The following is a 13,734-nucleotide window of genomic DNA, read 5'->3' on the forward strand; positions in this document are numbered from 1 at the left end:
GCCGGTAGGGGCAGCGCGAGGACGGCCCAGCGTGTAGCTTCCGTGGGCATGCCGGGTTTGGGTGACTGGGGGGTTGCTCCATGGGAGTACGGCTGATGGTGGTCGACGATCACCGACTGCTCGCCGAGGCGCTCGCCTCGGCGCTGAAACTGAGGGGGCACCGGGTGCTGGCCGCGGCGGCACCGGCCGCGGGGGCGGCGGAGCTGGTGATCAGCAGGGCGCCGGAGGTGTGCCTGCTGGGGACGGCGGTGCCGGCCGAGCCGGGGATCTTCGACCCGGTGACACGGATCAAGCGGGAGCGTCCGCAGGTGGCGGTGCTGGTGCTGGGGCCGGTACCGAGCCCGCGGGGGATCGCCGCGGCGTTCGCGGCGGGGGCGTCGGGGTACGTCCGGCACGACGAGCGCATAGAGGGCGTGGAGCGGGCGATCATGAAGGCGCGGGCCGGGGAGGCGGCGGTGGCGCCTGCGCTGCTGCAGGGGGCGTTCGGGGAGCTGCTGAACCCGGCGGCGCAGCCGGACGACGAGGGGCAGCGGCTGCTGCAGATGCTCACGCCGCGGGAGGTGGAGGTGCTGGTGCGGGTCGCCGACGGCGAGGACACCCGGCTGATCGCGGCCGGCATGGGCATAGCGCCCTCGACGGCGCGCACGCATGTCCAGCGGGTCCTGATGAAGCTGGGCGTGGGCTCCCGCCTGGAGGCGGCGGCCCTGGCGGCCCGCACGGGGCTGCTGGACCGGGCCGCCGCCTCTGCCTCCGGCGGGTGAGGGGCGCCGGGCGGGGCCCAGCTGCGGGCCCTTGCGCTGGGCTCGGTGTCTCCCGGGTCCCCGGCGTGGGTGTTGGCCGGGGGGTGGGTGCGCAGCCCGGCGCTGCGGGGTGCCGCTGCGCCCACCCGTGCCGCCCTGGGGGCACCTCCCAGGCCGTTCAGGCACTGGGGGAGGCACGATTGCCCGCAGCGGCGGCTGTCAGTCCTCCGTCCCCTCCTCCAGCGGAGGCGGCGGCGGAGCCGTCGGGCGGAGTTTCAGCCAGGCCAGGAAGAACAGGCCCAGGACCAGCATCCCCAGCCCGGTCCAGAGGTTGATGTTCACCCCCTGCGCCTTGTCGATGTCGTTGTCGGACGCCACGAAGCCCGCGATCGTCACGATGACGCCGTAGACCACGAACAGCCCGCCGATGATCCGCCGGATGTCGAACAGCCGCGCGGCCGTGACCGACTTGGTCTCCAGCTCGGAGACCTCCTCGTGGACGTTCCTGTCGGAGTAGGAATCAGACATGTTCTCTCAATCCTCCCGCGATCAGAACGAGAACGGGATGTAGCAGGCGGCGGCCAGGACGACGGCTCCCCAGCCGAGCAGCGCCGGCTTGCGGTACCACGCGTCGTCGCCCTCGGAGGGCGCCTCGGACATGCCGGGGGACGTGGTGCCGTAGACCAGGCCCTGGAGTTCGGTGACCGGCTTCGGCTTGGTGAACAGGGACACCGCGACCATGACCACCGCGCCGGCGACGAAGCCCGCGATCGCGGAGACGAAGTTGGCGCCCTGGTCGGAGGGGATGTCGATGATGCCCTGCTTGTAGATGACGAAGTAGTTCACCATCGCCGCAGTGGTGCCCGCGACCAGGCCCCAGAAGCCGGACTTCATGGACGCCCGCTTCCAGAACATGCCGATGATGAAGACGACGAACATCGGCACGTTGAAGAAGGAGAAGAGCGTCTGGAGGTAGCTCATGATGTTCGAGAACGACGAGGCCAGGAAGGCCGTGCCGATCGACGCCAGTACGCCGATCACCGTGATGAGGCGGCCGAAGCGCACGTAGTAGGCGTCCTCGCGGCCCTGCTTCACGTACTTCTGCCAGATGTCGGTGGTGAAGACGGTGTTGAACGAGGAGATGTTCGCCGCCATGCCGGCCATGAAGGCGGCCAGCAGACCGGTCACCGCGATGCCGAGGACACCGTTGGGCAGCAACTGCTGCATGAGGTACGGGATCGCGTCGTTGTACTGGAGGTCCGAGCCGGGCGTGCCGATCTTCGGGACCAGGACGGCGGCGACCAGGCCGGGGATCATCACCACGAACACGATGAAGATCTTCGGGAAGGCCGCGATCAGCGGGGTGCGCTTGGCCGCCGAGAGGTTCTTCGCCGACAGGGCGCGCTGCACCTCGGCGAAGTTCGTCGTCCAGTAGCCGAAGGAGAGGACGAAGCCGAGGCCGAGGACGATGGTCAGCCAGTTGGCGCCCAGCGGGTTGTCGCTGCCGATGCCCGTGCCGCCCCACGCCGTCATGAAGTCGGAGCCGTGGTTGGCGGAGAGGGAGTCGGACAGGCCGTCCCAGCCGCCGACCTTCTTCAGGCCCAGGATCGTGATCGGGATGAGGCCGGCCAGGATCACGAAGAACTGGAGGACCTCGTTGTAGATGGCCGAGGAGAGGCCGCCCAGGGTGATGTACGCCAGGACGAAGAAGCCGGCCACCACGATGGCCACCCACTCGGGCCAGCCGAGCAGCGCCTCGACGACGATCGCGAGGGCGTAGAGGTTCACGCCGGCGATCAGGATGGCCGCGACGGCGAACAGGGCCGAACTCAGCAGGTGGGATGCCTTGTCGAAGCGCAGCAGCAGGAACTCGGGGACCGAGCGGACCTTCGAGCCGTAGTAGAACGGCATCATCACCAGGCCGAGGAAGACCATCGCCGGGATGGCGCCGATCCAGTACCAGTGGGTCGTGTAGACGCCGTACTGGGCGCTGTTGGCGGCCATGCCGAGGATCTCGGTCGCGCCCAGGTTGGCCGCGACGAACGCGAGGCCGGTGACCCAGGCGGGCAGCGAGCGGCCGGACAGGAAGAAGTCCAGGCTGGTCTTGACCGAGCGGCGGGCGGCGAAGCCGATGCCCAGGACGACCAGGAAGTAGATCCCCAGGATCGTGTAGTCGAGCCAGTTGGTGGGGAGTCGAAGCTCTGCCGCTAGGTATGTGGGGTGTGTGGGGGTTTGCATTAAGCACTCGCTTCGTTCGCGAACTGATCCGGAGCGGAACCTACGCCTCCGCGTTCAGTATTTGAACACTTCCGGTAATGAAATTTGTTTGATTGTGATGATCGGTGTGGAGGGTGCGGGGGCGGGTGCTGGGGGTGGTGGGTTGTGATGTGTTATGTTGGATTGTGTTGAGTGGTGGAGTGAGTTCATCGAGTGACGCAGAGCGCGTGGCGCAGAGGAGTCCGGCAGTGAAGAAGACCTCGACCCGGCTGGCCGACGGTCGCGAGCTCGTCTACTACGACCTGCGCGACGACACCGTCCGCGAGGCCGTGGACCGCCGCCCGCTGGAGCGGACGGTCACCACCTCCGAGATCCGCCGCGACGCGCTGCTCGGCGACTCGGTCGCCGTCGCCTCGCACCGCCAGGGCCGCACCTACCACCCGCCGGCCGACCAGTGCCCGCTGTGCCCCTCGCGCGGCGACCGCCTGAGCGAGATCCCGGACTCGTCGTACGACGTCGTGGTCTTCGAGAACCGTTTCCCCTCGCTGGCCGGCGACTCCGGCCGCTGCGAGGTCGTCTGCTTCACCTCCGACCACGACGCCTCCTTCGCCGGCCTGAGCGAGGAACAGGCCCGGCTCGTGCTCGACGCCTGGACGGACCGCACCGCCGAGCTGTCCCATCTGCCCTCCGTTGAACAGGTGTTCTGCTTCGAGAACCGGGGCGCCGAGATCGGAGTGACCCTGGGCCACCCGCACGGGCAGATCTACGCCTACCCCTTCACCACCCCCCGCACCGCCCTGATGCTGCGTTCACTCGCCGCGCACAAGGACGCCACCGGCGGGGAGAACCTGTTCGACGCCGTACTGGCGGAGGAGCTGGACGGGGAGCGGGTCGTCCTGGAGGGCGAGCACTGGGTGGCGTTCGTGCCGTACGCCGCGCACTGGCCGTACGAGGTGCACCTCTACCCGAAGCGCCGGGTGCCCGACCTGCTCGGCCTCGACGAGGCGGCGCGCACGGAATTCCCCGAGGTCTACCTGGAACTCCTGAGGCGCTTCGACCGGATCTTCGGCGCGGGGGAGCCGCCGACGCCCTACATCGCGGCCTGGCACCAGGCACCGTTCGGACACCTGGAGGAATTCGAGGGCGTGACACGGGACGACTTCGCGCTCCACCTGGAACTTTTCACTATCCGCCGTACGTCCGGCAAGCTGAAGTTCCTCGCGGGCTCCGAGTCCGGCATGAACGTGTTCATCAACGACGTGCCTCCGGAGCGCGCGGCCGAGCGACTGCGAGAGGTAGCGAGTTCATGAGCGGGAAGTACCTGGTGACCGGCGGGGCCGGATATGTCGGCAGTGTCGTCGCCCAGCATCTGCTGGAGGCCGGCCACGAGGTCGTCGTCCTCGACAACCTCTCCACGGGGTTCCGCGAGGGCGTCCCGGCCGGCGCCGCCTTCGTCGAGGGCGACATCCGCGACGCCGCCAAGTGGCTGGACGCCTCCTTCGACGGCGTCCTGCACTTCGCCGCCTTCTCCCAGGTCGGCGAGTCGGTCGTGAAGCCCGAGAAGTACTGGGAGAACAACGTCGGCGGCACCATGGCCCTCCTGGAGGCGATGCGCTCCGCGGGCGTGCGGCGCCTGGTCTTCTCCTCCACCGCCGCCACGTACGGCGAGCCCGATCAGGTCCCGATCGTCGAGTCCGCGCCGACGAAGCCCACCAACCCGTACGGCGCCTCCAAGCTCGCCGTCGACCACATGATCACCGGCGAGGCGGCCGCCCACGGCCTGGGCGCGGTCTCGCTGCGCTACTTCAACGTCGCGGGCGCGTACGGCGACTGCGGCGAGCGCCACGACCCCGAGTCGCACCTCATCCCGCTGGTCCTCCAGGTCGCACAGGGCCGCCGCGACGCGATCTCCGTCTTCGGCGACGACTACCCGACGCCGGACGGCACCTGCGTGCGCGACTACATCCACGTCGCGGACCTGGCCGACGCCCACCTGCTGGCCGTGGCGGCCGCCGAGCCGGGCGAGCACCTCATCTGCAACCTGGGCAACGGCAACGGCTTCTCCGTCCGCGAAGTCGTCGAGACCGTCCGCCGCGTGACCGGCCACCCGATCCCCGAGGTCGTGGCCCCGCGCCGGGGCGGCGACCCGGCGGTCCTGGTGGCCTCGGCGGACACCGCCCGCGAGAAGCTGGGCTGGAACCCGTCCCGCGCGGATCTCGCGGGCATCGTGTCGGACGCGTGGGAGTTCGCGCAGCGACGCGCCGGCTAGGACACGGCCGGTACCGGTCAGTGCCGGGCAGTACTGGTTGGTACCCGGCTCGTGGCGGGCAGTACTGCTGCCCGGCACGTACCGGTCAGCGCCGGTTGGTACCCGGCACGTACCGGCCGGTGCTCGGCCGGTACCCACCAAGTCACGGAAGTACGAGGGGTCAGGGCATGGGCGAGGCTGTCGCGGAGACCGTCGGCGAGCGGTTCCGGGAGCTGTACGGAGCGGAGCCGGAGGGGGTGTGGGCGGCGCCGGGCCGGGTCAATCTCATCGGCGAACACACCGACTACAACGACGGCTTCGTCATGCCCTTCGCCCTGCCGCACACGGCCGTCGCGGCGGTCTCCCGGCGCGACGACGGCATCCTGCGCCTGCACTCGGCGGACATCGGGGCCGGCCCCGTCGAGCTGCGCGTCGCCGACCTGGCCCCCGGCTCGGACAAGGCCTGGACCGCGTACCCCTCGGGTGTCGTCTGGGCGCTGCGCGAGGCGGGCCACGAGCTGACCGGCGCCGACGTCCACCTGGCCTCCACGGTCCCCTCGGGCGCGGGGCTGTCCTCCTCGGCGGCCCTGGAGGTCGTCGTCGCCCTCGCCCTGAACGACCTCTACTCCCTGGGCCTGTGCGGCCGGCAGCTCGCCCGCCTGTGCCAGCGTGCGGAGAACGTCTACGTCGGTGCCCCGGTCGGCATCATGGACCAGACGGCGTCCGCCTGCTGCGAGGCGGGCCACGCCCTGTTCCTCGACACCCGCGACCTCTCCCAGCGGCAGATCCCCTTCGACCTCGCCGCCGAGGGCATGCGCCTGCTCGTCGTCGACACCCGGGTCAAGCACTCCCACAGCGAGGGCGAGTACGGCAAGCGCCGCGCCGGCTGTGAGAAGGGCGCCGCGCTCCTGGGCGTCGACGCCCTGCGCGACGTCCCGTACGCCGACCTGGACGCGGCCCTCGAACGCCTCGGCGACGAGGAGGAGATCCGCCGCCTGGTCCGGCACATCGTCACCGAGAACGAGCGCGTGGAACGCGTCGTCTCGCTCCTGGAGTCCGGCGACACCCGCGCCATCGGCCCCGTCCTCGTCGAGGGCCACGCCTCGCTGCGCGACGACTTCCGCATCTCCTGCCCCGAGCTGGACCTGGTCGTCGACACGGCCCTCGCCGCCGGCGCCCTCGGCGCCCGGATGACCGGCGGCGGCTTCGGCGGCTCGGCGATCGTCCTGGTGGAGGCCGCCGACGTGGAGCCCGTCACCGAGGCGGTGCGGGACGCCTTCGCGGCGGCGGCCTTCAAGACGCCACGGACCTTCGAGGCGGTGCCTTCGGCGGGGGCCCGGCGCGTGGGGTGACGGCTGTTCCGGCCCAGGGGCCAGGGGCCAGGGGCCAGGGGCCAGGGTCCCAGGGGGCTCAGGGGTCCCAGGGGGCCAGGGGTCCCCGCGGTCCCAAGGGGGCCCAGGAGGTCCTTTTGGGCCTTTCAGGGGCCCAGAAGCCCTTGGGGATCCCCGGGGGCCCTTGGGGATCCCCAAAGCCCGGTGGTCCCTGGCCCGGTGGTCCCGAGGGCCCGGGGGACCCGAGGTGTCCCTAGGGAGTCTCCGTCACCTCGATGGCCCCGGCGGGGCACATCGCCGCGGCCTCCCGCACGGCGGCGTGCTGGTCGGTGCCGGGCGTGTCCACCAGCAGCATCACTACGCCGTCCTCGTCGCGCTGGTCGAAGACCTCGGGGGCGGCCAGGACGCAGGCACCGGCGCCGCAGCACTTGTCCTCGTCGACGCTGAGCTTCATGGGGCGTTCCTCTCGCTCTCGCTGCTCCGGACGGTCCGTCGGACCGGGGTCACCAGGCGACACCTGGGTCACCACGCGACGGGGACTTCGCGCAGGCCGCCCACGAGGAGGCCCTCGGTCTTGCGCAGCTCGGCGACGGGGACCGCCAGACGCAGCGTGGGCAGACGGGTGAGCAGCGTCTCCAGGACGACCTGGAGTTCGGTGCGGGCCAGGGCCTGGCCGAGGCACGAGTGCGGTCCCGCGCCGAAGGTGAGGTGGGGATTGGGCAGGCGGGAGAGGTCCATGTCGTCCGCGCCGGTGAACGCCTGCTCGTCGCGGTTGGCGGCGGGCATGCTGCACACCACGGTGCTGCCCGCGGGCACGAGCTGCCCGTCGATCTCGATGTCCTCGCTGATGTAACGGCGCACGCCGAAACCGAGGTTGGCGTCGAAGCGCAGTGCCTCCTCGACGGCGGTGCGCACCAGCGCCGGGTCGGCCAGCAGCTGCTCCCAGCGGCTGCGGTCGTCGAGCAGCATCGAGACCATCTTGCCGATCATGTTGGCGGTGGTCTCGTGGCCCGCGACGAGCAGACCCATGCCGGTGGCGACCAGCTCGTCGTCGCTCAGGCCCTCGGCGTCGTCGGCGTCCTCGGTGTCCGGGCTCCCCTGGATGAGCGCGCTGAGCAGGTCGTCGGCGGGCTGCGCGCGCTTGGCGGCGATGTGCCCGGCCATGTAGGCGACGAACTCCTCGTGCGCGCTGCGGATCTCGTCGGCGCTGAAGCGGGTCACGCTCAGGAACGTGTCGGACCAGTGGGAGAAGCGCTCCCGGTCCTCGGCCGGGACGCCGAGGAGGTCGCAGATGACGTAGACGGGCAGCGGAAAGCCCAGGCCCGCCCGGAGGTCGGCCGGGGCGCCCCGCTCCACCATGGCGTCGACGAGGTCCTCGGCCATGGCGGCCATGCCGGGGCGCAGGGCGGCCATCCGCTTGGCGGTGAAGTACTTGCCGACCCGGCGGCGCCAGCGCCGGTGCGGTTCCCCGCGGTCGGGCAGGGCGGAGCTGCTGCCGGTGGCGGCGGCACCGCCGACGCCGCCGGGCGCCACCCGGGCGGCGTTGTCCTTCGCGGTGGGGCGTACGAAGCGGGCGTCGGAGAGCAGGCTCCTGACGTGCTCGTACCGGGTCAGGTAGACCGCCGTGTCGCCGCTGGGCAGGGAGGCGTGCGCGACGGGGCACCGGTCGCGCAGTTCCTCCCACTCGGCGGGGGCGTCGAGCGCCGTGTCGGTGCTCAGGGGCAGACGTACGACCTGTTCGGTCATCGTGTGTCTCCTCGGAAAGGCGGTGGGGCGTCCATCTGGAGAACCTGCGCAGTGCACCATACAGTAAAAGTGCATGATGCACTTTCGAAAGGGTCGGATCCGGGTCCGGGACGGACCGGTTCCGGTGCGGACATAGGGTGGTGGGCGCCACGACCTGGCACCCCGAGGCCCTGAGGAGGACGGCATGGACCCACGGCAGGCCGGGGACCGCGTCGAGCGTGAGTTCCTGATCCTCACCCGGCACATGGAGATGACCTCCCCGCGCCGGGTGCGCGGCAGCGGCGACGCGCTCGACCGCAGCGCCTACGTCCTGCTCAGCCGCCTGGAGGTGCAGGGTCCGATGTCGGTGCCGGACCTCGTCGAGGCCTTCGGGCTCGCCCCGTCGACCTTCACCCGGCAGACCGCGGCGCTGCTGCGGGAGGGACTGGTGGAGCGGACGCTGGATCCCAACGGCAGTGTGGCCCGCAAGTTCCGCGTCACCGCCGAGGGACTCAAGCGCCTGCACGCCGACCGCGAGGCCATCGCCTCCGGCCTCTCCGAGGTCCTCGCCGACTGGCCGGCGGACCGGCTCCGGCGCTTCGTCGAGGACCTCCAGCAGTTCAACACCGACATCGAACGCCTCACCGGGCGTCCCTGGCCGCGCTGACCCGCGCGGACACCGGGAAGGGCGGTGCGTGAGGGGGCCTGTCCCCCGGGGGAGCTACGCGCAGATGTCCACCGCGGGGTGACGATCGCGGGGCGCCGGATCCATAGAGTCCTCATCAGTCGCCGGGAACGACAACCGGCCGGCCGGGAAAGACCCCGCACCTGCCCCGTACTCCCACCACTCCTGCCTGCTGGAGGCTCCCGTGTTCCGCACCCTCGCCAAGACGACCGCCGCGATCGCCGTCGCCTGCACCGCGGCCGGCGCGGGACTCGCCCTCAACGGGGAGCAGGCCGAGGCCACCACCAGCACCGTCGCCTCCTCCTCCGCCGCGGGGGCCTCCTTCACCGGCACCGACTTCACCGGCACCAAGAAGATCCGCGTCGACGGCCACACCGTCAACGTCTCCTGCTCCGGCCGGGCCCACCGCGGTCAGCCTCTGGTGATGCTGATGGCGGGCGGCGGCGAGGGCCTGGACAACATGGCCGCGCTCCAGAAGTCGCTGAGCAGGCACAACCGGGTCTGCTCCTACGACCGCCTCGGCGAAGGCGCCAGCGACAAGCCCGAGGCAGGCACCCTGCAGACCATGAACGAGACCGGCGCCCTGCTCACCGGAGTCCTCGACCGCCTCGCCGGGGACCGCCCGGTCGTCCTGGCCGGACACTCCCTCGGCGGCTACATCGCCGCCCGCTACGCCCCCGGCCACACCGACCGGGTCAAGGGCCTCGTCCTCCTCGACGCCACCATTCCGCACCTGACCCGCGACATGAACCGCACGATCCCCGCCGACGCCACCGGTGTGCCCGCCCAGGTCCGTGACGGTGCGATCGCCGCCAACGAGGGCCAGAACCCGGAGCAGTTCGTCATCGCCGACGGCCCGGTCCGCTCCGCCGGGAACATCCCGGTCGAGATCCTCAAGCACGAGTCGCAGTACGCCGAGGTCCCCGAGTACGGGCCCGCCCTGGAGACGATGTGGGCCGAGGGCCAGCGGGAGTGGCAGCGCATCTCTACCCACAGCAGGCTCACCACGGCCGAGGGCAGCGGTCACTACATCCACACCGACCGCCCCGACCTCGCCCTGAAGGCCGTACAGAAGGTCACCCACCGCGCCGCCCACCAGCACTGACCCCGCCCCCGTCCCGCAGACCGGCCCCGGGCCGTGGCTTCCCCCGCCACGACCCGGGGCCACTCCCCGTCGCACAGCGAACGTCCTAGGCGCCCGTCGGCCGGAGCGCCTGCACGAGAGGGCCCGCGCCGGGGCCCTTCAGCCACTGGTCGAAGGAGAGCAGGAACGGGAACTCCGCGCGCAGCGCGCCGAGGTCGGCGTTCCCCGCCAGCCTGCCGTCGTCGACGAGTGCCGCCAGCCTGCCGAGGACGCCGTCCCGGCCGGGCAGCCTGCGGTAGCCGATCGGCCGGCCGGCGGCCCGGGTCAGGTGCTCGGCCAGGGCCTCACCGGTGAGGGCGTCACCGGCGATCTCCATCGTGCGGCCGGCGTACCGGTCGGGTGAGCCGAAGACCGCGGCGGCGATCCGGCCGATGTCGCGCACCGCGATGAACTGCATGGCCCGCTCGGGGCGCGTCAGGAAGGACAGCTGTCCCTTGCCGAGGCCGGTGCCCGGCGACAGCAGGATCTCCATGAAGGTGGCCGGGCGGATGACCGTGCCGGCGATGTCCAGGCTCCGCACATGCGCCTCGATGCGGTGCTTGGTGTCCAGGTGGGCAACGCCCGTCACCGCGCCCGCGGTGAGCGCCGAGCTGTAGACGAGGTGGGCGACGCCGCTGCGCACGGCGGCGTCGGCCACCGTCGTGCCGAAGCGGACCTCGTCCTCGTCGCCGACTCCGGCGTCCGGCTGGCCGGAGTTCGGCTGGACGCTGAAGACGCCGTGCGCTCCCGAGAAGGCCGCGCGCAGCGAGCCGGGATCGCCGAGGTCGCCGCGGACGGTTTCGACGCCGGTGGCGGCGAGGGCCCGGGCCCGGCTGCCGGACGGGTCGCGCACCACCGCGCGCACCGTCCGGCCGTCGGCCCGCAGCGCCGCCGCGACCGCCCCTCCCTGTTGTCCCGTGGCCCCCAGGACGACGACGGTCTCTCCGATACCGGTACTGGTCACAGACGTACTCCACAGGTGGAAAAGGGGCGGCTCGTGCCGTGTTCGCTACGCTAGAACCTGACGTCGGCGTCAGGGGCAAACGCTGCGCGAGGGACCGAGTCGGGAGGCCCGGGTGCGGATCGGAGAGGTCGCCGCGAAGGCGGGGGTGAGCGTCCGGGCGCTGCGCTACTACGAGCAGCAGGGCCTGCTGCACTCCACCCGGACCCCGGGCGGCCAGCGCCAGTACCCGCAGGAAGCCGTCGAACGGGTCGCGGTGATCCAGCGGCTCTACGCCTCGGGCCTGCCCAGCAGGACCGTTCGCGAGATCCTGCCCTTCGCCGAACCGGGCGAGGCGCCCTCCCCCGAGCTGCTGGAGCTGCTGGCGGCCGCCCGCGACCGCCTCGACGGGCGGATGACGGAGCTGCGGGACGCCCGCGACCGCCTCGACGCCTGCATCACCGAGGCGCACGGGCGGTAGGCGCGCCGGCCGCCGGTGCGCCGGGGCCCAGCCGTTTCACCAGCGTGTACTCCGTGAGGCCCGGAGGGTAGTCGGGGATCACGCACATCACGTCGTAGCCGCGTCCCGTGTAGAAGCCGGGGGCCTGGAAGTCCCAGGTCTCCACGCGGGCGGCGGTGCAGCCGCGTTCGGCGCGGGCGGTGCGCTCCGCCTCGTCGAGGAGGGCGGAGCCCAGGCCCGAGCCCCGGTGCACGTCCTCGACCCAGAGGTACGTCACGTGGAGCCAGGTCGCCCAGGTGTGGCCGACGAGACCGCCCGCCAGGGCGCCGGTGCCGTCCAGCACCCACACGTGCAGCGGGAATTCGCGTTCGTGAGGGGTACCGCGCAGGGAGCGCAGGACGGAGGAGGCAGCCGTGTTCGTCTCCCGGAGGCGGGTGCGCAGCAGATCGCGCCGTGCCCTGTCCACTTCTGTCACGAGACGAAACATGCGGCTCACCATAAACGCGCCGGGCTGTCAGTTCTGCAAATAGCCTTCCGCTCCCGGCGCCCGCCCGTACTCTGATGGACAGCACCGGTGGGGGCCGGTGCCGTTCAGGGGGCGAGACAGCCGGGTACGGCGCCCGGGGCGGGGGTAGCACTTACTGCACGGCGGCGGCCGTGCGGCTGCGGCGACCCGTCCCGGAGTACCGGGCGCACAGCCGGACACGGGGCTTCGGGCGCCGTGCCGGTGCCGGTGTCGTCATTTCAGGACGGACAGACGATGGGTATCCCCTGCTCCTCGAGGAGCTCGGGGGAGGGGGTTTCGTGGTTCGTATCCGAGTCCTGGTCGTCGACGACCATCGCATCTTCGCCGAGTCGCTCGCCGCCGCCCTGGCCGCCGAGCCCGACGTGGACGTCTCAGCGGCCGGCAGCGGTCCGGCCGCCCTGCGCTGCATGGAGCGGGCCGCGTCCGAGGGGCGGCGGTTCGACGTGCTGCTCGTCGATGCCGACCTGGGCGGCCATGTGCCCGGCGCGCGGCCCGCCGTGCCCGTGCGGGACGGCAACGAGGACGGGCTCGTGGACGGGATCTCGCTGGTCGCCGGGGTGCGCTCGGCGCAGCCCGGGGCGCGGATCGTGGTGCTCGCCGAGCGGGACGACCCCCGGCGGGCGGCGCTCGCACTGGGCGCCGGGGCCTCCGGGTGGGTGGCCAAGGACTGCTCCCTGTCCCGGCTGCTCAGCGTCATACGGGGCGTCCTGCGCGACGAGACGCATCTGCCGCCCGCCCTGCTCACCGGCGTACTGCGCGAGCTGACCGCCGCCCGCAAGCACCGCACCGAGAGCGAGCGGCTGGTGGAGTCGCTGACGCCGCGGGAGCGGGAGGTGCTGCGCTGCATGGTCGCCGGGCTCGGGCGCAAGGCGGTCGCGGAACGGCTGTACCTGTCCCCGCACACCGTGCGGACCCACATGCAGAACGTGCTGGGCAAGCTGGGCGTGCACAGCACCCTCGCCGCCGTCGCACTGGCCCGCCGGGCCGGGGTCGGGCCCGCCGACCTATCCGGGGATGTTGTCGAACGGGGCGGTCAGCTGGCGTAGCAGAGCCGCCAGCTCGCCGCGCTGGGCCCGGGACAGCTCGGCCAGGATGGCGCGCTCCTGGGCCAGCAGCCCGGCCAGGGACTGGTCCGCGCGGTCCCGGCCCTCGTCCGTGAGCCGGACCAGCACACCGCGCCGGTCGCTGGGGTCGGGCAACCGCTCGACCAGGCCCTTCTTCGCCAGGCGGTCGATGCGGTTGGTCATCGTGCCCGAGGTGACCAGGGTCTGGGTGAGGAGCTGGCCGGGGGAGAGCTGGTACGGGGTGCCCGCGCGGCGCAGGGCCGTGAGCACGTCGAACTCCCAGGGCTCCAGCTGGTGTTCGGAGAAGGCCAGCCGGCGTGCACGGTCCAGGTGCCGGGCGAGCCTGCTCACACGGCTCAGCACCTCGAGCGGTTCCACGTCGAGGTCCGGGCGCTCCCGGCGCCACGCAGCGACCAGCCGATCGACCTCGTCCTCCATGGCGATCAGTGTAGTGGTTGTGTCGACGTGAAGTCTCTTGACATCAACTGTCTTGACATCGAGATAGGTTGCGGGCGAGGGTGGGTATCTCTTCCCCGCGGCCGTTCCCGCCCCGTACGCCCGCCTTCCCGCCACCCGCCCGGCCTTCCGCCATCCGCCTGTCCGACCGCCTCTCCCACCCCGACCTCCCGCGGCCCCCGACCGCTCGATCGCCTTTCCCGCCCGACCGCCCCGGCT

Annotated in this window: 15 protein-coding genes; 8 read left to right on the forward strand and 7 right to left on the reverse strand. The window is 71.9% G+C overall.

The genetic code is table 11. From position 1 onward, the window contains the following. Positions 1 to 80: 80 nt before the first annotated feature. Complete coding sequence (locus HZS56_RS02080; RefSeq protein WP_216718891.1) at positions 81 to 761, forward strand: helix-turn-helix transcriptional regulator; 681 nt, start codon at positions 81 to 83, stop codon at positions 759 to 761. Between the two features lie 198 nt (positions 762 to 959). Here HZS56_RS02080 and HZS56_RS02085 read toward each other — a convergent pair whose 3' ends face one another. Next, positions 960 to 1,268, reverse strand: coding sequence for a hypothetical protein (locus HZS56_RS02085; RefSeq protein WP_216718892.1), 309 nt, complete (start codon positions 1,266 to 1,268; stop codon positions 960 to 962). Positions 1,269 to 1,289: 21 nt separating this feature from the next. Next, on the reverse strand, positions 1,290 to 2,978 hold the full coding sequence (locus tag HZS56_RS02090) for a sodium:solute symporter family protein (protein WP_216718893.1): 1,689 nt from the start codon (positions 2,976 to 2,978) through the stop codon (positions 1,290 to 1,292). 227 nt (positions 2,979 to 3,205) lie between these two features. On the opposite strand from HZS56_RS02090, the gene galT reads away from it, so the two are divergent. The 3 genes from galT to galK all read left to right on the forward strand — a co-directional run bounded on the left by galT (position 3,206) and on the right by galK (position 6,557). Then, on the forward strand, positions 3,206 to 4,267 hold the full coding sequence (gene galT / locus HZS56_RS02095) for a galactose-1-phosphate uridylyltransferase (protein ID WP_216718894.1): 1,062 nt from the start codon (positions 3,206 to 3,208) through the stop codon (positions 4,265 to 4,267). Then, positions 4,264 to 5,226, forward strand: coding sequence for a UDP-glucose 4-epimerase GalE (gene galE, locus HZS56_RS02100; RefSeq protein ID WP_216718895.1), 963 nt, complete (start codon positions 4,264 to 4,266; stop codon positions 5,224 to 5,226). The genes galT and galE overlap by 4 nt, the downstream gene beginning before the upstream one ends. Before the next feature lie 167 nt (positions 5,227 to 5,393). Next, complete coding sequence (gene galK / locus HZS56_RS02105; RefSeq protein ID WP_216718896.1) at positions 5,394 to 6,557, forward strand: galactokinase; 1,164 nt, start codon at positions 5,394 to 5,396, stop codon at positions 6,555 to 6,557. Positions 6,558 to 6,789: 232 nt separating this feature from the next. On the opposite strand, the gene HZS56_RS02110 is transcribed toward galK, so the two are convergent. Further along, complete coding sequence (locus tag HZS56_RS02110) at positions 6,790 to 6,990, reverse strand: ferredoxin (protein ID WP_216718897.1); 201 nt, start codon at positions 6,988 to 6,990, stop codon at positions 6,790 to 6,792. A 68-nt stretch (positions 6,991 to 7,058) separates the two neighbouring features. After that, positions 7,059 to 8,282 (reverse strand): cytochrome P450, encoded by a 1,224-nt coding sequence (locus HZS56_RS02115; RefSeq protein WP_216718898.1) that lies wholly within the window; start codon positions 8,280 to 8,282, stop codon positions 7,059 to 7,061. A 184-nt stretch (positions 8,283 to 8,466) separates the two neighbouring features. On the opposite strand from HZS56_RS02115, the gene HZS56_RS02120 reads away from it, so the two are divergent. Both HZS56_RS02120 and HZS56_RS02125 read left to right on the forward strand, forming a co-directional pair. After that, positions 8,467 to 8,928, forward strand: a complete 462-nt coding sequence (locus tag HZS56_RS02120) for a MarR family winged helix-turn-helix transcriptional regulator (protein ID WP_216718899.1) — start codon at positions 8,467 to 8,469, stop codon at positions 8,926 to 8,928. A gap of 202 nt (positions 8,929 to 9,130) precedes the next feature. Then, positions 9,131 to 10,051: an alpha/beta fold hydrolase gene (locus HZS56_RS02125; protein ID WP_216718900.1), complete on the forward strand. Its 921-nt coding sequence runs from the start codon at positions 9,131 to 9,133 to the stop codon at positions 10,049 to 10,051. A gap of 85 nt (positions 10,052 to 10,136) precedes the next feature. Here HZS56_RS02125 and HZS56_RS02130 read toward each other — a convergent pair whose 3' ends face one another. After that, on the reverse strand, positions 10,137 to 11,033 hold the full coding sequence (locus HZS56_RS02130; RefSeq protein WP_216718901.1) for an NmrA/HSCARG family protein: 897 nt from the start codon (positions 11,031 to 11,033) through the stop codon (positions 10,137 to 10,139). Between the two features lie 112 nt (positions 11,034 to 11,145). On the opposite strand from HZS56_RS02130, the gene HZS56_RS02135 reads away from it, so the two are divergent. Continuing rightward, a complete protein-coding gene (locus tag HZS56_RS02135; protein ID WP_216718902.1) occupies positions 11,146 to 11,490 on the forward strand; it encodes a MerR family transcriptional regulator in 345 nt (114 codons plus the stop codon). On the opposite strand, the gene HZS56_RS02140 is transcribed toward HZS56_RS02135, so the two are convergent. Beyond that, positions 11,468 to 11,968, reverse strand: a complete 501-nt coding sequence (locus HZS56_RS02140; RefSeq protein WP_216718903.1) for a GNAT family N-acetyltransferase — start codon at positions 11,966 to 11,968, stop codon at positions 11,468 to 11,470. The two genes, HZS56_RS02135 and HZS56_RS02140, sit on opposite strands and share 23 nt — an antisense overlap. A 305-nt stretch (positions 11,969 to 12,273) precedes the next feature. Here HZS56_RS02140 and HZS56_RS02145 point away from each other — a divergent pair, with 305 nt between their 5' ends. Then, positions 12,274 to 13,041, forward strand: a complete 768-nt coding sequence (locus tag HZS56_RS02145) for a LuxR C-terminal-related transcriptional regulator (RefSeq protein ID WP_216718904.1) — start codon at positions 12,274 to 12,276, stop codon at positions 13,039 to 13,041. Here the strand turns inward: HZS56_RS02145 and tamR are convergent. Further along, positions 13,000 to 13,497, reverse strand: coding sequence for a MarR family transcriptional regulator TamR (gene tamR / locus HZS56_RS02150; RefSeq protein WP_064728313.1), 498 nt, complete (start codon positions 13,495 to 13,497; stop codon positions 13,000 to 13,002). The two genes, HZS56_RS02145 and tamR, sit on opposite strands and share 42 nt — an antisense overlap. Positions 13,498 to 13,734: the final 237 nt, after the last annotated feature.

Origin of the sequence: Streptomyces mayonensis (genome assembly GCF_018982965.1) — a bacterium.
Taxonomy (GTDB): Bacteria; Actinomycetota; Actinomycetes; order Streptomycetales; family Streptomycetaceae; genus Streptomyces; species Streptomyces mayonensis.

Coding starts and splice junctions, on each gene's coding strand:
- HZS56_RS02140 (WP_216718903.1), bottom strand. CDS start 11,968: ATGGTGAGCCGCATGTTTCGTCTCGTGACAGAAGTGGACAGGGCACGG.
- HZS56_RS02080 (WP_216718891.1), top strand. CDS start 81: ATGGGAGTACGGCTGATGGTGGTCGACGATCACCGACTGCTCGCCGAG.
- galK (WP_216718896.1), top strand. CDS start 5,394: ATGGGCGAGGCTGTCGCGGAGACCGTCGGCGAGCGGTTCCGGGAGCTG.
- HZS56_RS02085 (WP_216718892.1), bottom strand. CDS start 1,268: ATGTCTGATTCCTACTCCGACAGGAACGTCCACGAGGAGGTCTCCGAG.
- tamR (WP_064728313.1), bottom strand. CDS start 13,497: ATGGAGGACGAGGTCGATCGGCTGGTCGCTGCGTGGCGCCGGGAGCGC.
- HZS56_RS02090 (WP_216718893.1), bottom strand. CDS start 2,978: ATGCAAACCCCCACACACCCCACATACCTAGCGGCAGAGCTTCGACTC.
- HZS56_RS02115 (WP_216718898.1), bottom strand. CDS start 8,282: ATGACCGAACAGGTCGTACGTCTGCCCCTGAGCACCGACACGGCGCTC.
- HZS56_RS02120 (WP_216718899.1), top strand. CDS start 8,467: ATGGACCCACGGCAGGCCGGGGACCGCGTCGAGCGTGAGTTCCTGATC.
- galE (WP_216718895.1), top strand. CDS start 4,264: ATGAGCGGGAAGTACCTGGTGACCGGCGGGGCCGGATATGTCGGCAGT.
- HZS56_RS02110 (WP_216718897.1), bottom strand. CDS start 6,990: ATGAAGCTCAGCGTCGACGAGGACAAGTGCTGCGGCGCCGGTGCCTGC.